Below are 19,668 nucleotides of genomic sequence, written 5' to 3'. Positions count from 1 at the left end.
CGGTCACTTCCCGAAGCCGAAGCCGCCGGCACCCTCGGCCTTGGCGCGCAGCCGCTTGCCCTTCTCGGTGGCCTGGTCGTTGAGATCCTGCTGGAAGTCGCGCATCTTGTGCAGCAGCTCCTCGTCGTGCGTGGCGAGGATCCGGGCCGCGAGCAGACCGGCGTTGCGGGCACCGGCGACGGAGACCGTGGCGACGGGGACACCAGCCGGCATCTGCACGATCGACATCAGCGAGTCCATGCCGTCGAGGTACTTCAGCGGCACGGGCACGCCGATGACCGGCAGCGGGGTGACGGAGGCGAGCATGCCGGGCAGGTGGGCGGCGCCGCCCGCGCCCGCGATGATCACCTTCAGGCCGCGGTCGGCCGCCTGCTCGCCGTACGTGATCATCTCGCGGGGCATGCGGTGCGCGGAGACGACGTCGACCTCGTAGGCGATCTCGAACTCGTCCAGGGCCTTGGCCGCGGCTTCCATGACGGGCCAGTCGGAGTCCGACCCCATGACGATGCCAACAACAGGGCTCATTCGGTGATGGTGCCTCTCAGGTAGCCGGCTGCGTGACGGGCGCGCTCCAGCACGTCGTCCAGGTCGTCGCCGTAGGTGTTGACGTGTCCGACCTTGCGGCCGGGCTTCACGTCCTTGCCGTACATGTGGATCTTGAGCTTGGGGTCGCGGGCCATGCAGTGCAAGTACGCGGAGTACATGTCCGGGTAGTCGCCGCCCAGGACGTTGACCATCACGGTCCACCTGGCGCGCGGGCGCGGGTCGCCCAGCGGCAGGTCGAGGACCGCGCGGACGTGGTTGGCGAACTGCGAGGTGATCGCGCCGTCCATGGTCCAGTGGCCCGAGTTGTGCGGGCGCATCGCCAGCTCGTTGACGAGGACGCGGCCGTCGCGGGTCTGGAACAGCTCGACGGCGAGGTGTCCGACGACGCCCAGCTCCCCCGCGATGGTCAGGGCCATCTGCTCGGCGTGCAGGGCGAGGTCCTCGTCCAGGCCGGGCGCGGGAGCTATCACGGTGTCGCAGACGCCGTCCACCTGCTGCGACTCCACCACCGGGTAGGCGACGGCCTGGCCGTGCGGGGAGCGGACGACATTGGCGGCCAGCTCGCGGACGTAGTCGACCTTCTCCTCGGCGAGGACCGGGACGCCCGCCCTGAACGGCTCGGCGGCCTCCTCGACGGAGCCGACGACCCACACGCCCTTGCCGTCGTAGCCGCCCCGGACCGTCTTGAGCACGACCGGGAAGCCGTCGCCCTCCTCCGCGAAGGCGGCGACATCGGCCGGGTCGGCGACGATCCGGTGCCGTGGGCACGGGATGCCGATCGCGTCGAGCTTCGCGCGCATCACGCCCTTGTCCTGGGCGTGCACCAGCGCGTCCGGCCCCGGGCGCACGGGGATGCCGTCCGCCTCCAAGGCCCTGAGGTGCTCGGTGGGTACATGTTCGTGATCGAAGGTGATCACATCGCACCCGCGCGCGAACTCGCGCAGCGTGTCCAGGTCGCGATAGTCGCCGATGACGACATCGCTGACGACCTGCGCCGCGGAATCCTGAGGGGTGTCACTGAGAAGCTTGAACCTGATGCCCAACGGGATGCCCGCTTCGTGCGTCATACGCGCGAGCTGCCCCCCGCCGACCATGCCGACTACCGGGAACGTCACACCCCTAGCGTATCGGCCACGCGGGCGCGGCCGGATCGCGTCCCTCTCCCGATCTCTTACCCGGTACTTTCCCGTCTCTTTCCGTCCTGTTTCCGGGCAGTGGCCCAGTCCACAGGCACCGGGGGCCCCGCACGGCTAGCATGGCGGGGTTGACGAAACCTACCGACGGGAGCCGCACCGCCATGGAACCTCGTTCCTCGGGGCTGCAACGGCTCGTACGTGAGGTGGTCAAGTTCGGTGCCGTCGGCGGCGCCGGCGTCCTGGTCAATCTCGGTGTGTTCAACCTGGTCAGGCACGTCTCCGAGCTGCCGGTGGTGCGCGCCAGCATCATCGCGACCGTCGTGGCGATCGTCTTCAACTACGTCGGCTTCCGGTACTGGACCTACCGGGACCGCGACAAGAGCGGGCGCACCAAGGAACTCACGCTGTTCCTGCTGTTCAGCGCGGTCGGCCTGGTGATCGAGAACGGCGTGCTGTACGCGGCGACCTACGGCTTCGGCTGGGACACCCCGCTGCAGAGCAACGTCTTCAAGTTCGTCGGCATCGGCGTCGCGACCCTGTTCCGGTTCTGGTCGTACCGCAGCTGGGTGTTCCGGACGCTGCCGGCCCGGGAGGCCGTGGCCGGCGCGGAATCGATCCTGAAGCAGGAGTCGCAGCAGCCTGCACCGCGGCAGCGCGTTCCGTAAGCAGCCCGGCCGCGAGGGGCCGGCGGCCGTCCGCGGCGCACATCGTGGCCGGTCGCGACGTTCCCCGCGCCCCCTTCGGGGCGCTCAGCGCACCGTCGGCCGGCCCTCGTCCGTCTTGCGTGCCGGGGGCGTGCGCGAGAGGAACAGGCCGAAGACCGGGGGCTGCGCCTGGAGCAGCTCCAGCCGGCCGCCGTCGGCCTCCGCGAGGTCCCGGGCGACGGCCAGGCCGATACCCGTGGAGTTCCGTCCGCTGATCGTGCGCTCGAAGATCCGCGCGCCGAGGTCGGCCGGTACGCCCGGACCCTCGTCGGTGACCTCGATCACGGCCTGGTTGCCGGTGACCCGGGTGCGCAGGGCGACGGTACCGCCGCCGTGCATGAGGGAGTTCTCGATCAGGGCGGCCAGCACCTGGGCGACCGCGCCGGGCGTGCCCACCGCCGTCAGGTGCCGCTTGCCGGAGCTGACGACGGCCCGGCCGGAGCTGCGATAGGCGGGCCGCCACTCGGCGAGCTGCTGCTGGATGACCTCGTCCAGCTCGAAGGAGACCGCGGAGCCGGTGCGCGGGTCGCGCGAGTTGGTCAGCAGCCGCTCCACCACGTCGGTCAGCCGTTCCACCTGCGTCAGCGCGATGGTGGCCTCCTCCTTCACCGTGTCCGGATCGTCGGTGAGGGTGATCTCCTCCAGCCGCATGGACAGCGCGGTCAGCGGTGTGCGGAGCTGGTGGGAGGCGTCGGCCGCGAGGCGCCGCTCGGCGGTCAGCATGCGGCCGATCCGCTCGGCGGAGGAGTCCAGCACATCGGCGACCCGGTCCAGCTCGGGGACGCCGTACCGCTTGTGCCGCGGACGGGGGTCGCCGGAGCCGAGGCGCTCGGCGGTCTCGGCGAGGTCGGTCAGCGGGGAGGCGAGCCGGTTGGCCTGCCGCACGGCGAGCAGCACCGCCGCCACCACCGCGAGCAGCGCGACCAGCCCGATGATCAGCAGGGTCCGGCCGACCTCGCGGGTCACGGCGGAGCGGGGCTCCTGCACGGTGACCGTCTCGCCCTCCTCACCGTGCTGCGTGGAGTGGATGGTGTCGCCCTCGGGCTTGCTGCCGATCTCGATGGGCGCCCGGCCGGGCATGCTGATGACCGCGTACTGGTCCTTGCTGACCGGGTTGCGCAGCACGTCCGCGTTCACGTTCTCCGCGGCGAGGATCCTGCTGTCCACGATGCTGGCCAGCCGGACCGCCTCCGACTCCACCCGTTCCTGGGCGCTGTTGCTGATCGTCCGCGTCTCGACGATCACGAGGGAGACACCGAAGACGGCGATCACCACGAGGACGACGGCGAGGGTGGACTGGATGAGACGTCGGCGCATGGTCGGTTACCTGTGATGATCGTCGGGCGCGGGTCAGCTCTTCTCGAACCGGAAGCCCACGCCGCGCACCGTCGCGATGTACCGGGGGTTCGCCGCGTCGTCGCCGAGCTTCTTGCGCAGCCAGGAGATGTGCATGTCGAGGGTCTTGGTCGACGACCACCAGGTGGTGTCCCAGACCTCGCGCATCAGCTGGTCCCGGGTGACCACGCGGCCGGCGTCCCGCACCAGCACCCGCAGCAGGTCGAACTCCTTGGCGGTCAGCTGGAGTTCCTCGTCGCCCATCCAGGCCCGGTGCGACTCGACGTCGATCCGCACCCCGTGCGTGGCCGGCGGCTGCTGCGGCTCCGCGGAGCCGCGCCGCAGCAGCGCCCGCACCCGGGCGAGCAGTTCGGCGAGCCGGAAGGGCTTGGTGACGTAGTCGTCGGCGCCCGCGTCCAGACCGACGACGGTGTCCACCTCGTCGGCCCGCGCGGTCAGGATGAGGATCGGCACGGTGTGCCCGTCGGCGCGCAGCCGGCGCGCGACCTCCAGGCCGTCCATGCCAGGCAGGCCCAGGTCCAGCACGACCAGATCGACACCGCCCTGCATCCCGGCGTCGAGCGCGGCGGGTCCGTCCTCGCGCACCTCGACCTCGTAACCCTCCCGGCGCAGGGCGCGGGCCAGCGGCTCCGAGATGGACGCGTCGTCCTCGGCGAGCAGTACACGAGTCATGAAGTGATGGTAGACCGCCCGCGCGCGGTGCCGGGGTGTGATCGGTTCCAGGGATTCTTACCTTCGGAGCCCGCTGGTACGAACCATTGACCTGGGGATGCGATCGTAGGGGGGACCTTCGAATCCCTTCGCGCGGTTCCCGCGACACCTGTGATCCGTGTCTCAAGTCCTTCCATATCCGGCAGTGTCCTGCCGTATGGTGACCTGAACGCCTGTAGTACGCACCGGGGGCCTTTGGCGCGCAGTAGACGCTGAAGGTCTCTTTTGTGTACGGGCTGGTCAAGATCAAGATCAGCCTTGAAAGGAATGACCTCTGGCCGGGCTCCGGACGCGACGACGCGTCGTGGGGCGTGGATCCCGGTGGTCGCCGTCCGCCGCTCCGCGATCCGGAGCGGACTCCCCCCGGGCGTGGGGGTGGACGACCGACATGCCGGTGCCGGCCACACCCCCAACGGGCGCGCAACGCTCCAGCCGCGCGTCCCGACGAGCAAGGAACGACCATGGCGTCCAGCCTGACGAAGGACTCGGTCCGACCGGGCACCCCCGGTTCCGAGAAGACCTTCTTCGGCCACCCCCGCGGACTGGCCACCCTCTTCATGACCGAGATGTGGGAGCGTTTCTCCTACTACGGCATGAGGGCTCTCCTCCCGCTGTACCTGGTGGCCCCGGGTGGCCTGCACCTGAGCGCCGGCACGGCCAGCGCGATCTACGCGGTGTACCTGTCCCTCGTGTACCTGCTCGCGCTGCCCGGCGGCTGGTTCGCCGACCGTGTGCTCGGCCCCCGCAAGACGGTCGCCGTCTCCGGCCTGATCATCATGCTCGGCCACCTGTGCCTGGCACTGCCCGCCGCGGCGAGCTTCTACGTCGGCCTGGTGCTCGTCGCCATAGGTTCGGGTCTGCTGAAGGCCAACATCTCCACGATGGTCGGCCACCTCTACGACGGCCCGGAGGACCCGCGCCGGGACGGTGGCTTCACGCTCTTCTACATCGGCATCAACCTCGGCGCCTTCGTCGCGCCGCTGGTCATCGGCACCGTCGGTGAGAACGTCAACTGGCACCTGGGCTTCGCGCTGGCCGCGCTCGGCATGGCGCTGGGTCTGGTCCAGTACCTGCTGGGCGGTCGCCACCTGAACCCGAAGAGCAGCGAGGTCCCGACCCCGCTGTCGGCCGAGGAGAAGGCCGTCACGCTGCGCAAGGGCCTGATCTGGCTGGCGGTCGCCGTGGTCTTCTACGGCATCGTCGGCGGCACCGGCCACTTCACCCTGAACTGGGCGCTGATCCCGCTCACCCTCATCGGTCTGATCGTGCCGATCCTGGTCATCGGCCGCATCCTGCGGGACAAGGACCTGGACACCGCCGAGCGGTCGAAGGTGTCGGCGTACATCTGGTTCTTCGTCGCCGCGGCCGTCTTCTGGATGATCTACGACCAGGGTGGTTCGACCCTGTCGCTGTTCGCCGAGGAGAACGCCAAGAACTCGGTCTTCGGCTGGGAGTTCCCGGTCTCCTGGTACCAGTCGGTCAACCCGGTCATGATCATGGCCCTGGCGCCGGTCTTCGCCTGGCTGTGGCTGTGGCTGAACCGGCGCGGCAAGGAGCCGAGCACGATCGTGAAGTTCTCCTCCGGCCTGGTGCTGGTGGGTGCCTCCTTCTTCGTCTTCCTCGCCCCGCTGTCGATCGCCGAGGGCGGTCACAAGGCCGCTGCGATGTGGCTGGTCGCGATCTACTTCGTGCAGACCATCGGTGAGCTGACGCTGTCGCCGGTCGGCCTGTCCGTGACCACGAAGATGGCGCCGCAGAAGTACGCCTCCCAGATGATGGGTGTCTGGTTCCTCGCGGTGACCGCGGGTGACTCCGTCACCGCCCTGCTGTCCAACCCGGCCGTCGGTGGCGTCAACCTCGACAAGATGGGCTTCGTCGCCCTGGAGGCCGTGCTCGCCGTGGTCGCCGGCTTCGCGGTGTGGATGTACCGCAACAAGGTCAAGAAGCTGATGGGCAACGTCAACTAGTCCTCGCGACTCCGCAGACGGAGGGCCGTCGCACCCTGGGGTGCGACGGCCCTCCGTCGTGTCCGGCCCGGCTTCCGCCGGTGCGGTGGGAGTTACCGGCGGGCCCGGCGTCCCGGCAGGGCCGTGAAGACCGCGCCGCCCAGCAGGATCGCCGTCCCCGCCACCAGGCCCAGGGCCTTCAGCGCGCCGTGGTCGCCCGCGCCGGTCTCCGCGAGGCCGCCGTCGTCGCCGGTCGCGGCCGAGCCCGAGGAACCGCCCGACACCGCGGAGCCGCCCGACACCGACGTGCCGCCGGCCGCCCCGCCGGGCTGCCCGGTGGTGTCCAGGGTGAGCGAGACCGCCGTCTTCGTCGGCGTGCACGTCGTGGTCGTACCGAGCGCCTTGACCGTCAGCACGCCCGGGGACAGCGTCGAGGAGCCGCTCGCCCCCGGCTTGTAGGTGCCGGTGAGGTCGGGAATCTCGATCGGGTCGCCGGCCTTGACCGGGTTCGCGTTGGTCGGCCCCTCCACATGCACCGTGCCCTTGTCGGCGCCGCCCAGCACCACCTCCATGGACGGCTTCACGGAGTCCTTCGGGATCTCGGCGGGGCTGTCCATGACCGACTTCTTGAACCGCACGGTGAGGGCATAGCTCCCGCCGCTCTTCTTCGCGTCGATCTGCACCGGCGAGGTCGCGTTCTTGTCTCCGATCGGGGTCTTGCAGGCGTACGGGACCTGCACCTCCTTGCCGGTGAAGTCGGTCTGCCCGGTGCCGCCGGTCGCCGTCGGGGTGGCCGTGGCGGTGTGCGTCGGGGTCGCGGACCCGGTGGGCGTCGCGGAGTGGGTGGGAGTCGCGGTGGACGTGCCGCCGCCACCCGCCGTCACCTGGATCGTCGCCGCCTTCTGCACGGTCTCCTTGGGCGTGCACCTGGTGTCGGTCGACATCGCGTTCACGGTGTACGCGTCCGGTGTCAGCGTCACCTCGCCCGCGGCGGTCAGCTTCAGGGTGCCCTTCATGTCGGAGAGCACCATGGCGCCGCCCTTGGGGATCGCGGGGTTCTCCCGGGGCCCTCGCAGCGCGACGTCGGCGGTCTGCGCGCCGGCGGCCTTCAGCACGCCGGACGGCTGGACGGAGTTCGCGGGCAGGTCGATGATGTCCGGGTTCCTGGACGCGGCCTGGACGAACTTCCACCCGATGTCCACCGTGTCGCCCACCTTCGCCGTGGCCGGCGCGGTGATCTCGACCTTGGTGGTGCCGTCGACGGGATCGATGCCGGCCGGCGGCACGCAGTGGGTGGCGTACGACACCTCGGCCGCCTGTGCGAGGGCCGCCGCCGGGCCCAGCAGGACGCCCCCCGCACAGAGCACCAGCAGGGCGCCCGTGCTCCCGGCCCTTGTGCCTCTCCTTCGCATGCTCACGTGGGTCCCTTCATGGTGGGAGTCGTAGGACTCGTCGGGCTGTCGTCGTGCGGTGCGGAGGACCGGCCGGCCGGGCCGTCCGGAGCGGAGTCCGGGGAGAACCACGGCAGGGTCGGAGTCGTGACGGCCGCGTCGGCCGGGGAGGCCGGGGGGCCGGCGGTGCGGGAGCGGCGCAGGAACAGGGGCAGGGGCAGGCGTGGGCGGGCGGCGGGCCGGGGCAGGCTTCGCCGGTGGCGCGTGGCTCCCGGGCGGCGCGGCCGGACCCGGTCCACCACGGCCATGCCGACGCGGAACAGCGCGGCCGGGACGACCAGGCAGAGCAGGATCCAGAACAGCGTCACGCCCCACGGCCGGCCCACGCCCCACGGCTGCTCGGCGAGCACCCGGCCGCCGTACCGCAGCGTCACGGTGTAGTCGCCGTGCGCCCCCGCCGACAGCTCGACCGGCAGCCTGATCTGCGCCTTCTTGCCGGGCGCGAGGGTGCCGTGCCACTGCCGCTCGTCCCACTCGGGAGCGAAGACGCCGTGCGCGGTGCCGACCTGGAACACCGGGTTCTCGATCGTGCCGGCGCCGGTGTTGCCGACGGTGAGGACCAGGGTGCGGCCCGGTGGCGCCCCGAACCAGGTCAGCAGGCCGCTCGACCCGGTCAGCCGGGTGTCGGAGAGCACGGCCAGCCGGCCCCCGGAGCGCTCGGCGGGCAGCGGGGCCACCGGGTGCCCGGCGACCCCCAGCCCGGTGTCCGCCTCGGCCCGGGCGCCGGTGACGGTGGCCACGTGGACCACGCAGGGGCAGGGCACGGGCGGCTCGGCGACCGGCAGCCGCCGGCTGAAGCGGCCGTCGGCGTCGGTGGTCACGGCCCGGCCGTCGCCGTTCGCGCAGGAGTTGGTGCCGCCGATGACACCCCGGGCCGGGGTGGCGCGCCCGCAGACCAGCATCATCAGCAGGGTGCGGGGCCGCCAGCCGGTGCCGCTGACGGTGACCGAGCCGCCGGTGCCGGCCTGGGAGGCCGACAGCGTCACGGACGGTCCGTCCGCCGCCCGGACGGGACCGGCCGGCCCGGCCAGGGTCAGCAGCAGTGCGGCGACCGCCGGCAACACGATCCGCCTCATGACACCGCTCCCGTCGGCTCGGCCCCGGCGGACCGGGGCGCGGTCCGCGCGCGGTGCCCGCGCCGCCGGCCGAGGAGTACGGCCGCACCGGCGGCCAGCGCCGCCGAGCCGCCGGTCACCGCGCCCCACGGCACGAACGCGGCCGACGTGTCCGCGGTGTCGCGTGCCCCGCCCGCCGCGGTCACCGTCAGCCGTACCCGCACCTCGTCCAGCACCGGCCGGCCGGCCCACGGCTCGCTCAGCGTGCGCCGGGCGCCCGGCGGCAGCCGGACCGGCAGGGTGCGCGGAGCACGGTCCAGGACCCGGCCGAAGACGCCGTCGGCGCGCACCGAGAGCCGGGGCACGAGGACGGTCGTACCGCGGTTGACCAGCTCGTACGTGATCCGGTCGGCGCCCACGGCGAGGTGCTCGACGGTCAGCGCGGCGAGTGCGGGGCCGCCGACGCGCAGCCGGACCGGCACGGTCGCGGTACGGCCGTGCGCGTCCCGCACGACGATCGCGCCGGTGCGGTCTCCGGGTCCGGCGTCCGGGGGCACGGTCACCGTGAAGGGCACCTCAGCGCGGGTGCGGGCCGGGATCCGCAGGTCGCTCCGGGCGAACACCGCCGGGACGCCGTCACCGCGCAGCCGGACCGTGACCGGGGTGCGGCCGGGGTTGGTCACGGCCACCGTGTCCCGCAGGACCGTCCCGGCCGTCCCCTCGGCATAGAACGCCGGCCGCCCGCCCCCCACCGGCGCGACCACCCAGCCCCCCGCCCCCACCGCGACGGCCGGGCCGACGGCGAGCAGGGGAAGCGGCAGGAGCAGGGCGATGAGTGCGAAGGGGGTGCGCCGGGTGGCCGTGGGGCTCGGCGGGCGTGGGGTGCCTGCGGTGCCTCCGGTGGTCGTGGGGCTGGAGGAGCCCGGGGTGCGCAGGGTGGCCGTAGGGCTTGAGGGGCGGGTAATGGCCGCGATGATCTGGGTGCGCAGGGAGGTCCTGGCCCTTGAGGTGCCCCTGGGGCGCAGGTAGCGCGGACGGCCCGCCGTGGTCGCACTGCCCGGGGTGGCCGGAGGGGAGTCGCTCGGGGTGCCCGCCGTGGTCCCGGTGCGCGGGGGGCGTCGGGGCGGGCCGGGGGCGCGGGCGGCGGGCGGCATGGGCGGCTCCAGCGGTGGTGGCCGGGCGGTTCAGCGGGCGGCGCCGGGGCGGCGGGGCGGGCCGGGTGGGGCGGGTGGGACGGCCGGGTCCGGGCGACGGCGGGTGGGGCGGACGGAACCGCCGGCGGTGGGTGGGGCGGCCGGGTTCGTCAGCGGTGGGTGGTCCGGTTGCGGCGGGTCAGCCACAGGGTGCCCGCCGCACCGGCGAGAAGGACCGTGCCGCCGAGTGTGCCGAGGGCCACCGCGGAGTCCTCGGGGCCGGTCTGCGGAAGCTGCCCGCCGGCCGACGAACCGCCGGACCCGGAGGCGGAACCGGAGCCGCCGCCCGAACCGGAGCCGCCGCCCGAGCCGGAGGTGCCGCCCGAGGAACCGCCGGCCGCTGTCACGTCCAGGGTGAGGGACGCCTTGGGGCTGTTGGTCGGCGTGCAGGTCGTCGTCGTACCCAGCGCCTTGATGGTGAGCGTGCCCGCCGTGAAGGTGACCTTGCCGGTCTTCTTCGGCGTGTAGGTGCCGCTCAAGTCGCTGATCTTGATCGGGGTGTTGGCGGGGATGGCGGCGGAGTTGGCGGGACCGCTGACCGCGAGGGTGCCGCTGTCGGCGCCGCCCAGCTGGATGGTGGCGCTCGGGCTCATCGCCCCCTTGCCCAGTTCGACCGGACTGGAGGAGACGCCCTTCTGCCAGGACATGGTGATCCGGTAGCCGGTCCCGCTCTTGACGCCCTTGATGTCGATCGGCGAGACGGCGCTCTTGACGCCGATCGGCGTCTGGCAGCGGTAGTTGACGTCGACGACGTCGGCGTGGGCCGCCGGTGCGGCCAGCAGCACCGCCGCGCCGGCCAGGGCCGCGGCGGACGCGAGCGCGGCGGTTCGGTTCGGGTACGACACGTTCGGTCCACCCCATTCATTCCTGACGGCGTATCAGATTCGGCCGTCAAGGTACGCCCGGGGTCGCGAGGAAGGAAGACGCGTCACACGCCGGAGTTGTCGCGATCCGGCGTGTGTGACGGGGTGCCGGAGTGGAGACGGGGGCCCGGGTGGCCGCCCGGGTCGGTCAGGCGGGCGCGCCCAGTTCCGCCCACACCGTCTTGCCCGGCGCCCCGGTGACCCGGACCACGCCCCAGTCCAGGCACAGCCGCTGCACGATGAACATGCCGTGGCCGCCGGGGCGTCCGGCGCGGTGCGGGGTGCGCGGGGCCGGCTGTCCGGCGCCCCGGTCGGAGACCTCGATCCGGATCACCTTGTTGTCGCAGGCGAGCCGCAGTTCGTCGGGACCCTCGGCGTGCAGGCAGGCGTTGGTGACCAGTTCGGACACGACGAGCAGCACGTCCTCGGCCGCGGCCCGCTGGTCGGCGGTGGCGGCGGGCATCCACTCCCACGCGTACAGCGCCTGGCGCGTGAAGTCGCGGGCGAGCGGGACGACCGCGCTCTCGCCTTCCAGGCGGAGTCTGCGCACCTGCCGGCCACGGGCCTGCGGTGTGCCGCCGGTCGGCCCGGACGGCACGGACGGCGCGGCTGCCCCCGCGGCTGCGCCGACGGCCGGCACAGCCACCTCGGACGCCCCGGAAGCGCCGCTGGGCTCCGGGCCGCGGTCGCCCGGCGAGCAAGGCCGGGTGGTGCTCATCAGCGCTTCACCTCACCGATCCACCAGTTCACGATTCAAAAAGTCCGGTCAACAGTCCGGCCGGACGCCCGGCACCGTCGGCGCCGCCCGGTCGTCACGGCCTCCGGCCGCCGGCCGGGCACCGTACGCCCGCCGTCCGGGCGGGTTCCCGTACCCGCTCGTCCGCCGGACACGCGTTCCGTCCAGGTCGCTCGTCCGTACGTCCCGTCCGGGCCGTGCACCGGTTCCCATGGGATCCGACGGCCGGCGGAACGCCTCCTGCCTTCTTCTGCCCTCTCCTGCCCGACCGATCCGGCGGAACACCCCCGTATTGGACGTGACACGCGCAACGCGGCCGGGGCCGGCACACGGGCCGGGCCGGACGGGAGGGGGCGGCGGGTCAGTCGGCACCGTCGGCCAGCGCCGCCTCCAAGGAGTCGTGGACGGTGAAGACCGCCTCGGCTCCTGTGATCTCGAACACGCGGGCGACCACCGGCAGCATGCCGGCCAGGTGGACCCCGCCGCCGGCGGCGTCCGCCTTCAGCCGGGCGCCTAGCAGCACGTTCAGGCCCGTGGAGTCGCAGAACTCCAGGCGTGAGCAATCCACCACGAGCCGCGAGAAGCCCTTGGCCAGAAGGTCTTCGAGGGGCTCGCGCAAAAGATCGGCGGTGTGGTGGTCGAGCTCACCCGCGGGTGTCACAACGGCGCTGGAGCCCTGTTCCCGCACCTCCACCAGAAGCCGGCCCGACTGTGCGCTGCCGACCGTCCCGTGGTCCATGCCGTCTCTCTCCCGAGGTCGTGGCTGCTGATGCCCTCGAACATTACGCCTTCCTTGCGCACTCCGACACCCGAACAACCGCACACAAACGGACATATCGTCACGGAACGCACTTGCGACTCGCCGCGTGCAGCGGGTAGGGCTAGAAGGACACACATTCCTACACGCCGGCTTCGGAGGCGCCGCACACCGCAGTGCACGTACTGGCTTCGGCAGCCATATGCCGAGAACGATGGAGGACACCCATGTCACCCCGGCTCGACGAATCGCATACCCCGATCGCGACGTCGACACCCCCACCGGAACAACTGGATCATCCCATCTATCCTCTCGATCTCTTCGAGGGTCTCCCGGAGATCCCCCCGTACGACGAGATCGGCCCGGTCGACGCCCGGGCCCTGTCCAAGACCCTCTTCGAGCGGCTGGAGTCGCTGGAGGAAGGGACGCACGAGTACTCGTACGTCCGCAACACCCTCGTCGAGCTCAACCTCGCGCTCGTCAAGTTCGCCGCCTCCCGCTTCCGCTCCCGCAGCGAGCCGATGGAGGACATCATCCAGGTCGGCACCATCGGCCTGATCAAGGCGATCGACCGCTTCGAGCTGTCCCGCGGTGTGGAGTTCCCCACTTTCGCGATGCCGACCATCATCGGCGAGATCAAGCGGTTCTTCCGTGACACCTCGTGGTCCGTGCGCGTCCCGCGCAGGCTGCAGGAGCTGCGGCTCGACCTCGCCAAGGCGGGCGACGAGCTGGCACAGCAGCTGGACCGCGCCCCCACGGTCGCGGAACTCGCCGAGCGCCTGGGCATCTCCAACGACGAGGTCGTCGAGGGCATGGCCGCCTCGAACGCGTACACCGCCTCCTCGCTGGACGCCCAGCCCGACGAGGACGACTCCGAGGGCGCGCTCGCGGACCGCATCGGTTACGAGGACCACGGGCTCGAGGGCATCGAGTACATCGAGTCGCTGAAGCCTCTGATCGCCGACCTCCCGCCCCGGGACCGGAAGATCCTCTCCCTGCGCTTCGTGGCGAACATGACCCAGTCGGAGATCGGCGAGGAGCTGGGCATCTCCCAGATGCACGTGTCCCGGCTGCTCGGGCGCACGCTGGTACGGCTCCGCAAGGGGCTGACGCTGGACGAGTGACCTCCGTCCGGACCGTGGAAACGGCCCGGAGCGGCCCGTGACGACGGACCACCAGAACGGCCTGCGGGAAGCGGCCCGGCGACAGCGCCGGGCCGCTTCGCCGTGTCCCGGGGCCCAACTCACCGGGTGGTGGGTACCCGGCGCGCCGGCCGTCACACCGCCCTGTCCGTGTGCTGCACGCTGTTCGCGTTCTTCGTGCAGATGCGGCGGTCCGGCGCACCTCTCCGTCCCGGGTCAGCCTGCTGCTCGGCACGGAGCCGGTGTGGGCCGCGGCCGTCGGCATCGCCGTGGGCGGCGACCGGCCGGGCGTACCCGGACTGCTCGGCGCGGTCCTGGTGCTCGCCGGTACGGCGTGGGGCCGGACGACGGCGGACCGGGAACGGGGGACCACCGGAGCGGGAGCGGACGCCGGGGCGGTCGCCGGGTCCAGAGCGGGCGGCGGGGCGGTCGCCGGGTCCGGAGCGGGCGGCGGGGCGGTCGCCGGGTCCGGAGCGGGCGGCGGGGCGGTCGCCGGGTCCGGAGCGGACGGCGGGGCGGTCGCCGGGTCCGGAGCGGACGCCGGGACGTACGCGGGGACGGGAACGGACGGCGAGACGGACGCCGGGGCGGGAGCGGGCGGCGGGGTGGCCGCCGCGCCCGTCCGGGGTTCCTGACCGCCGGTCAGACGACGCGTACGCCCCCGCGCCACACCCCGCTGACCAGCGGCACCCCCGGCCGGTAGGCCAGGTGGACATGGCTCGGGGCGTCGAGCAGCGTCAGGTCGGCGCGGGCGCCCGGGGTGATCCGGCCGATGTCGGTGCGGCGGAGGGCTGCGGCACCGCCCGCCGTGGCCGACCAGACCGCCTCGTCCGGCGTCATCCGCATGTCGCGGACGGCCAGGGCGATGCAGAAGGGCACCGACGAGGTGAAGGACGAGCCCGGGTTGCAGTCCGTGGAGAGCGCGACCGTCACGCCCGCGTCCAGCAGACGGCGGGCGTCCGGCCACTCGGCCCGGGTGGAGAACTCGGCGCCCGGCAGCAGGGTGGCGACCGTGTCGCCGTTCGCGAGGGCGTCGACGTCCGCGTCCGTGAGGTGGGTGCAGTGGTCGGCGCTGGCCGCGTCCAGCTCGACGGCGAGTTGGACGCCGGGGCCGTAGGAGAGCTGGTTGGCGTGGACGCGCGGGTGCAGGCCCCTGGCCTTGCCGGCCGTGAGGATCGCACGGGCCTGGTCGCCGTCGAAGGCGCCCTTCTCGCAGAACACGTCGATCCAGCGGGCGTGCGGCGCGCAGGCGTCCAGCATCTCGCCCGTGACCAGGGCGACATAGGCCGCCGGGTCGTCGGCGTGGTCCGGGGAGACGATGTGCGCGCCGAGGTACGTCACCTCGTCGGTGTGGCGCGCCGCGATGCGCAGGGCGCGGGACTCGTCCTCGACGGTGAGGCCGTAGCCCGACTTCGTCTCGAACGTCGTCGTGCCCTGGCGCAGGGCCTCGCCGAGGTAACGGGTGAGGTTCGCCTCCAGTTCCGCGTCGCTCGCGGCCCGGGTGGCCGCGACCGTGGTGCGGATGCCACCCGCGGTGTAGGAGCGGCCGGACATGCGGGCGTTGAACTCCTGCGTCCGGTCGCCCGCGAACACCAGGTGGGAGTGAGAGTCCACGAAGCCGGGCAGCACCGCCCGGCCGCCCGCGTCGACCCGGTTGTCAGTGGCGGGTGCTTTGCTCGACTCACCGGTCCACGCGACGCGGTCGCCGTCGACGACGACGGCCGCGTCCTGGATCAGACCGAGGGGGGAACCGTCGCCGAGGGAGGGGTCGTTGGTGACCAGCGTGGCGATGTTGGTGATGACGGTGCTGCTGCTCATGGTGTCGTCCTCGTGGGGGTCGGCGTTCCTCAGCCCCGCAGGGCTTCGACTGCGGCGGCGAGCGCCTGGGGCACGTCCGGCACGAGCGTGTGCGCCCCGTCGCGTACGACGTGCCGGCCGCCCACGACCGTGTGCCGTACGTCCGCCGCGCCCGCCGCGAATACGGCCGTCTCGGCGCCCAGCCTGGGCAGCGGCCCGGCCGTCCTGACCGAGTCCAGGGCGATCGTCGTCAGGTCGGCGAGCGCTCCGGGCTCGATGGTGCCGGCCTCGTCCCAGCCGAGGGCGGCGTGGCCGTCGGCGGTGGCGGCCCGCAGCAGCGCCGCGGCCGTCCAGTGGCCCCGGGTGCGGGTGCGCAGCCGCTCGTTCAGCTCCATCGCGCGCGCCTCTTCGAGCAGGTCGATGACGGCGTGGCTGTCGGAGCCGAGGGAGAGCGGGGAGCCGGCCCGCTGGAGGGCGACGGCCGGGCCGATGCCGTCGGCCAGGTCCCGCTCGGTGGTGGGGCACATGCAGGTGCCGGTGCCGGAGCCGCCGAGCAGGGCGATGTCCTCGTCGGTGAGGTGGGTGTTGTGCACGCCGGTGGTGCGCGGCCCGAGGACACCGTGGTCGGCGAGCAGCCGGGTGGGCGTGCGGCCGTGCGCGGCGAGGCAGGCGTCGTTCTCGGCGGTCTGCTCCGACAGGTGCACGTGCAGCGGGGCCCGCCGCTCCTCGGCCCAGCGCGCCACGGTTCCCAGCTGACCGGCGGGCACGGCCCGTACGGAATGGATCGCCGCACCGATCCGCGCGTGGTCCCGCTCCTTGAGAAGTGCACAGCGTTCGGCCCAGGCCTCCGCGTCGCCGTCGGAGAACCGCAGCTGCTCGGCGCCCGGCGGCGCCCCGAAGCCGGAGGAGAGGTAGCAGGTGTCGAGGAGGGTGATCCGGATGCCGGCCTCGGCGGCGGCCGCGATCAGCGCCTCGCCCATGGCGTTGGGATCGGCGTAGGGGGTGCCGCCGGGGGCGTGGTGCACGTAGTGGAACTCGCCGGCACAGGTGATGCCGGCGAGGGCCATCTCGGCGTACACCGCGCGCGCCAGGGCGTGGTAGGTCTCCGGGGTCAGCCGGTCGGCGACGGAGTACATCACCTCGCGCCAGGTCCAGAAGGTCCCGGAGCCGACCTGGACGGTGCCGCGCAGTGCCCGGTGGAAGGCGTGCGAGTGGGCGTTCGCGAGGCCCGGCAGGGTCAGTCCGCGCAGCGCCTCGGCGCCGGGCGGCGGGGCGGGCGAGTCCGTGCGGACGGCGCTGATCCGGCCGTCCGCGACCTCGACCACGACCCCCGGCTCGACGTAGGTGCCGAGCCAGGCGTGCTCCAACCAGTAGGTCCGCGTGGTCACCTGCAGGCCAGCCCTTCCAGTACGTCGGCGAGTGCGCGCACCCCGGCCACGCAGTCGTCCTCGGCCGCGAACTCGGCCGGGGAGTGCGAGACCCCGGTGGGGTTGCGTACGAACAGCATGGCGGTCGGGACGCGTCCGGAGAGGATCCCGGCGTCGTGTCCGGCGCCGGTTCCGAGGACCGGCACCTTCAGGCCGGTGTCCTTGCCCAGGATGCGGCCGAGTTCGTCGCGCAGGGCGTGGTCGAACTCGACGACCGGGGTGAAGGACTCCCGGACGACGTCGAGGTCGACGCCATGGGCGTCGGCGTACTCCCGGGCCGCCTTCTCGATGCCGCTGACGACGGTGTCGAGGGTGTCCTGGCCGGCGGCGCGCGAGTCGAGCCAGCCGCGCACCAGGGAGGGGATGGCGTTGACGCCGTTCGGCTCCACGGAGATCTTGCCGAAGGTGGCGACGGCACCGGCGAGTTCGGCCTCGCGGCGGGCGGCGAGCACGGTCTCGGCGTACGGCAGCATCGGGTCACGGCGGTCGGCCAGCCGGGTGGTGCCCGCGTGGTTGGCCTCGCCGCGGAAGTCGAACCGCCACCGTCCGTGCGGCCAGATGGCGCTGGCGACGCCCACGCGGTCGCCGGACAGGTCCAGCGCGCGGCCCTGTTCGACGTGCAGCTCCACGAAGGCGCCGATCCGGGCCAGCCGCTCGGGGTCGGGCCCGATGGCCTCGGGGTCGTAGCCGGCGGCCTCCATGGCCCGCGGCAGCGTGATCCCCTCGCCGTCGGTGAGCCGGTGGGCCTGCTCGACGGTCAGCTGCCCGGCGGTGAGGCGGGAGCCCACACAGGCGAGCCCGAACCGGGCGCCTTCCTCGTCCCCGAAGTTGACGAGGGCGAGCGGCTTGTCGAACCGCGCTCCCCTGTCGCGCAGTTCGTCCAGCGCGGCGAAGGAGGACACGACCCCGAGGGGCCCGTCGAAGGCGCCGCCGTCCGGTACGGAGTCCAGGTGGGAGCCGGTGACGACGGCGTCCCCGGCGGCCGGGTCCCCGAGCCAGGCCCACTGGTTGCCGTTCCGGTCGACCTCGTACGCCAGCCCCCGCGCCTCGGCCTGTTCCCGGAACCAGGCCCGGCAGTCGGCGTCGGCCGGGGTCCAGGCGAAGCGGCGGTAGCCGCCGGGGGCGGAGCCGCGGCCGACCGGCAGCAGCTCCGCCCACATGCTGTGGAAGGTCACGCCTGGTCACCCTCGCGCATCGGCACCCGGACCCCGCGCTCCTCGGCGACGGACTCCGCGATGTCGTACCCCGCGTCCACGTGCCGGATGACACCCATGCCGGGGTCGTTGGTCAGCACCCGGCGGATCTTCTCCCCGCCGAGCTTCGTGCCGTCGGCGACCGTCACCTGGCCGGCGTGGATGGAGCGGCCCATGCCGACGCCGCCACCGTGGTGGAGGGAGACCCAGGAGGCGCCGGAGGCCACGTTGACCATGGCGTTCAGCAGCGGCCAGTCGGCGATCGCGTCGGAGCCGTCGAGCATGGCCTCGGTCTCGCGGTACGGGGAGGCGACGGAGCCGCAGTCCAGGTGGTCGCGGCCGATGGCCAGCGGGGCCGCCAGCTCACCGGAGGCCACCATGTCGTTGAAGCGCTCGCCGGCCTTGTCGCGCTCGCCGTAGCCGAGCCAGCAGATGCGGGCGGGCAGGCCCTGGAAGTGGACGCGCTCGCCGGCCATCTTGATCCAGCGGTGCAGGGACTCGTTCTCCGGGAAGAGCTCCAGGAGCGCCTTGTCGGTCTTGGCGATGTCCGAGGCCTCGCCGGACAGGGCGGCCCAGCGGAAGGGGCCCTTGCCCTCGCAGAACAGGGGGCGGATGTAGGCCGGGACGAAGCCGGGGAAGGCGAAGGCGCGGTCGTAGCCGGCCAGCTGGGCCTCGCCGCGGATGGAGTTGCCGTAGTCGAAGACCTCGGCGCCGGCGTCCATGAAGCCGACCATCGCCTCGACGTGCTTGGCCATGGACTCCCGGGCCCGCGTGGTGAAGCCCGCCGGGTCCTTGGCGGCGGCGTCGGCCATGTCCTCGAAGGCGACGCCGACGGGCAGGTAGGCCAGCGGGTCGTGGGCGGAGGTCTGGTCGGTGACGATGTCGATGGGGGCGCCCATCGACAGCAGCTGCGGGACCAGCTCGGCCGCGTTGCCCAGCACACCGATGGAGAGCGGCTTGCGCTGGTCGCGGGCCTCGGTGGCCAGCTGGAGGGCGTGCTCCAGGCTGTCGGCCTTCACGTCCAGGTAGCGGTGCTCGATGCGGCGCTCGATGGCGCGCGGGTCGCAGTCGACGCAGATGGCGACGCCGTCGTTCATGGTGACGGCCAGCGGCTGGGCGCCGCCCATGCCGCCGAGGCCGGCGGTGAGGGTGATCGTGCCGGCGAGGGTGCCGCCGAACTTCTTCGCGGCGACGGCGGCGAAGGTCTCGTAGGTGCCCTGGAGGATGCCCTGGGTGCCGATGTAGATCCAGGAGCCGGCGGTCATCTGGCCGTACATGGTCAGGCCGAGGGCCTCCAGACGGCGGAACTCCTCCCAGTTGGCCCAGTCGCCGACCAGGTTGGAGTTGGCGATGAGGACGCGCGGGGCCCACTCGTGGGTCTGCATCACGCCGACCGGGCGGCCGGACTGGACCAGCATGGTCTCGTCCTGCTTGAGGGTGCGCAGCGTGCGGACCATGGCGTCGAAGGAGCGCCAGTCACGGGCCGCCTTGCCGGTGCCGCCGTAGACGACGAGCTTGTCGGGGTGCTCGGCGACCTCGGGGTCGAGGTTGTTCTGGAGCATCCGCAGGGCGGCCTCCTGCTGCCATCCCAGGGTGCTCAGTTCCGTGCCGCGCGGTGCTCGTACGGGGCGGGGTCCCGACATCGTCTGCCTCCT

General features: G+C 72.8%; 17 protein-coding genes and 1 pseudogene. 4 read left to right on the top strand and 14 right to left on the bottom strand.

Annotation, left to right across the window (positions count from 1 at the left end):
* Positions 1 to 3 precede the first annotated feature (3 nt).
* The gene (purE, locus tag FHS34_RS17545) at positions 4 to 525 is read right to left on the bottom strand and encodes a 5-(carboxyamino)imidazole ribonucleotide mutase (RefSeq protein ID WP_184966234.1); all 522 of its coding nucleotides are present in this window, start codon (positions 523 to 525) and stop codon (positions 4 to 6) included.
* Complete coding sequence (locus tag FHS34_RS17540; protein WP_184966232.1) at positions 522 to 1,661, bottom strand: 5-(carboxyamino)imidazole ribonucleotide synthase; 1,140 nt, start codon at positions 1,659 to 1,661, stop codon at positions 522 to 524. Before FHS34_RS17540 ends, purE begins: the two co-directional genes overlap by 4 nt.
* Before the next feature lie 182 nt (positions 1,662 to 1,843).
* Between FHS34_RS17540 and FHS34_RS17535 the strand changes: the two genes are divergently transcribed.
* Positions 1,844 to 2,347, top strand: coding sequence for a GtrA family protein (locus FHS34_RS17535; protein ID WP_184966230.1), 504 nt, complete (start codon positions 1,844 to 1,846; stop codon positions 2,345 to 2,347).
* A gap of 84 nt (positions 2,348 to 2,431) precedes the next feature.
* Here the strand turns inward: FHS34_RS17535 and FHS34_RS17530 are convergent, their stop codons facing one another.
* Complete coding sequence (locus FHS34_RS17530) at positions 2,432 to 3,703, bottom strand: sensor histidine kinase (protein WP_184966228.1); 1,272 nt, start codon at positions 3,701 to 3,703, stop codon at positions 2,432 to 2,434.
* Between the two features lie 33 nt (positions 3,704 to 3,736).
* Positions 3,737 to 4,414 carry a response regulator transcription factor gene (locus FHS34_RS17525; protein ID WP_030615631.1) on the bottom strand — a complete coding sequence of 226 codons (678 nt, stop codon included), beginning with the start codon at positions 4,412 to 4,414 and terminating at the stop codon, positions 3,737 to 3,739.
* A gap of 500 nt (positions 4,415 to 4,914) precedes the next feature.
* Here FHS34_RS17525 and FHS34_RS17520 point away from each other — a divergent pair, with 500 nt between their 5' ends.
* On the top strand, positions 4,915 to 6,420 hold the full coding sequence (locus tag FHS34_RS17520; protein ID WP_184966226.1) for a peptide MFS transporter: 1,506 nt from the start codon (positions 4,915 to 4,917) through the stop codon (positions 6,418 to 6,420).
* 92 nt (positions 6,421 to 6,512) lie between these two features.
* Here the strand turns inward: FHS34_RS17520 and FHS34_RS17515 are convergent, their stop codons facing one another.
* From FHS34_RS17515 to FHS34_RS17490, 6 genes are all read right to left on the bottom strand, one after another.
* Positions 6,513 to 7,811 (bottom strand): hypothetical protein, encoded by a 1,299-nt coding sequence (locus tag FHS34_RS17515; RefSeq protein WP_221509010.1) that lies wholly within the window; start codon positions 7,809 to 7,811, stop codon positions 6,513 to 6,515.
* 2 nt (positions 7,812 to 7,813) lie between these two features.
* Positions 7,814 to 8,926 (bottom strand): hypothetical protein, encoded by a 1,113-nt coding sequence (locus FHS34_RS17510; RefSeq protein WP_184966224.1) that lies wholly within the window; start codon positions 8,924 to 8,926, stop codon positions 7,814 to 7,816.
* The gene (locus tag FHS34_RS17505; RefSeq protein WP_308288297.1) at positions 8,923 to 10,059 is read right to left on the bottom strand and encodes a COG1470 family protein; all 1,137 of its coding nucleotides are present in this window, start codon (positions 10,057 to 10,059) and stop codon (positions 8,923 to 8,925) included. Before FHS34_RS17505 ends, FHS34_RS17510 begins: the two co-directional genes overlap by 4 nt.
* Before the next feature lie 149 nt (positions 10,060 to 10,208).
* Positions 10,209 to 10,943: an LPXTG cell wall anchor domain-containing protein gene (locus tag FHS34_RS17500; protein WP_184966222.1), complete on the bottom strand. Its 735-nt coding sequence runs from the start codon at positions 10,941 to 10,943 to the stop codon at positions 10,209 to 10,211.
* Positions 10,944 to 11,109: 166 nt separating this feature from the next.
* Complete coding sequence (locus FHS34_RS17495; protein ID WP_184966220.1) at positions 11,110 to 11,679, bottom strand: ATP-binding protein; 570 nt, start codon at positions 11,677 to 11,679, stop codon at positions 11,110 to 11,112.
* Positions 11,680 to 12,058: 379 nt separating this feature from the next.
* The gene (locus tag FHS34_RS17490) at positions 12,059 to 12,436 is read right to left on the bottom strand and encodes an STAS domain-containing protein (protein WP_184966218.1); all 378 of its coding nucleotides are present in this window, start codon (positions 12,434 to 12,436) and stop codon (positions 12,059 to 12,061) included.
* A 245-nt stretch (positions 12,437 to 12,681) separates the two neighbouring features.
* Here FHS34_RS17490 and FHS34_RS17485 point away from each other — a divergent pair, with 245 nt between their 5' ends.
* A complete protein-coding gene (locus FHS34_RS17485; protein WP_184966216.1) occupies positions 12,682 to 13,578 on the top strand; it encodes an RNA polymerase sigma factor SigF in 897 nt (298 codons plus the stop codon).
* A gap of 162 nt (positions 13,579 to 13,740) precedes the next feature.
* Positions 13,741 to 13,952, top strand: a pseudogene (locus FHS34_RS17480) (EamA family transporter); the annotation flags it as partial.
* 286 nt (positions 13,953 to 14,238) lie between these two features.
* Here the strand turns inward: FHS34_RS17480 and hutI are convergent.
* The 4 genes from hutI to hutU are packed head-to-tail and all read right to left on the bottom strand — an operon-like array spanning position 14,239 to position 19,656.
* Positions 14,239 to 15,414 carry an imidazolonepropionase gene (hutI, locus tag FHS34_RS17475; RefSeq protein WP_184966214.1) on the bottom strand — a complete coding sequence of 392 codons (1,176 nt, stop codon included), beginning with the start codon at positions 15,412 to 15,414 and terminating at the stop codon, positions 14,239 to 14,241.
* Positions 15,415 to 15,443: 29 nt separating this feature from the next.
* Positions 15,444 to 16,781 carry a formimidoylglutamate deiminase gene (locus tag FHS34_RS17470; protein WP_184966213.1) on the bottom strand — a complete coding sequence of 446 codons (1,338 nt, stop codon included), beginning with the start codon at positions 16,779 to 16,781 and terminating at the stop codon, positions 15,444 to 15,446.
* On the bottom strand, positions 16,778 to 17,995 hold the full coding sequence (locus FHS34_RS17465; RefSeq protein ID WP_184966211.1) for an allantoate amidohydrolase: 1,218 nt from the start codon (positions 17,993 to 17,995) through the stop codon (positions 16,778 to 16,780). Before FHS34_RS17465 ends, FHS34_RS17470 begins: the two co-directional genes overlap by 4 nt.
* Positions 17,992 to 19,656, bottom strand: a complete 1,665-nt coding sequence (hutU, locus tag FHS34_RS17460; RefSeq protein WP_184966209.1) for a urocanate hydratase — start codon at positions 19,654 to 19,656, stop codon at positions 17,992 to 17,994. Before hutU ends, FHS34_RS17465 begins: the two co-directional genes overlap by 4 nt.
* Positions 19,657 to 19,668: the final 12 nt, after the last annotated feature.

The sequence above is a fragment of the Streptomyces echinatus genome (assembly GCF_014203595.1).
GTDB classification, from domain to species: domain Bacteria; phylum Actinomycetota; class Actinomycetes; order Streptomycetales; family Streptomycetaceae; genus Streptomyces; species Streptomyces echinatus.
The sequence above is the reverse complement of the archived record's forward strand: the minus strand, read 5'-3'. Positions and strand labels throughout refer to the sequence as shown.

What these genes read in the sequence shown, in the direction of transcription:
- FHS34_RS17520 (WP_184966226.1), top strand. Translation starts at nt 4,915, where the DNA reads ATGGCGTCCAGCCTGACGAAGGACTCGGTCCGACCGGGCACCCCCGGT.
- FHS34_RS17495 (WP_184966220.1), bottom strand. Translation starts at nt 11,679, where the DNA reads ATGAGCACCACCCGGCCTTGCTCGCCGGGCGACCGCGGCCCGGAGCCC.
- hutI (WP_184966214.1), bottom strand. Translation starts at nt 15,414, where the DNA reads ATGAGCAGCAGCACCGTCATCACCAACATCGCCACGCTGGTCACCAAC.
- purE (WP_184966234.1), bottom strand. Translation starts at nt 525, where the DNA reads ATGAGCCCTGTTGTTGGCATCGTCATGGGGTCGGACTCCGACTGGCCC.
- FHS34_RS17525 (WP_030615631.1), bottom strand. Translation starts at nt 4,414, where the DNA reads ATGACTCGTGTACTGCTCGCCGAGGACGACGCGTCCATCTCGGAGCCG.
- hutU (WP_184966209.1), bottom strand. Translation starts at nt 19,656, where the DNA reads ATGTCGGGACCCCGCCCCGTACGAGCACCGCGCGGCACGGAACTGAGC.
- FHS34_RS17485 (WP_184966216.1), top strand. Translation starts at nt 12,682, where the DNA reads ATGTCACCCCGGCTCGACGAATCGCATACCCCGATCGCGACGTCGACA.
- FHS34_RS17510 (WP_184966224.1), bottom strand. Translation starts at nt 8,926, where the DNA reads ATGAGGCGGATCGTGTTGCCGGCGGTCGCCGCACTGCTGCTGACCCTG.
- FHS34_RS17490 (WP_184966218.1), bottom strand. Translation starts at nt 12,436, where the DNA reads ATGGACCACGGGACGGTCGGCAGCGCACAGTCGGGCCGGCTTCTGGTG.
- FHS34_RS17505 (WP_308288297.1), bottom strand. Translation starts at nt 10,059, where the DNA reads ATGCCGCCCGCCGCCCGCGCCCCCGGCCCGCCCCGACGCCCCCCGCGC.
- FHS34_RS17530 (WP_184966228.1), bottom strand. Translation starts at nt 3,703, where the DNA reads ATGCGCCGACGTCTCATCCAGTCCACCCTCGCCGTCGTCCTCGTGGTG.
- FHS34_RS17515 (WP_221509010.1), bottom strand. Translation starts at nt 7,811, where the DNA reads ATGCGAAGGAGAGGCACAAGGGCCGGGAGCACGGGCGCCCTGCTGGTG.
- FHS34_RS17535 (WP_184966230.1), top strand. Translation starts at nt 1,844, where the DNA reads ATGGAACCTCGTTCCTCGGGGCTGCAACGGCTCGTACGTGAGGTGGTC.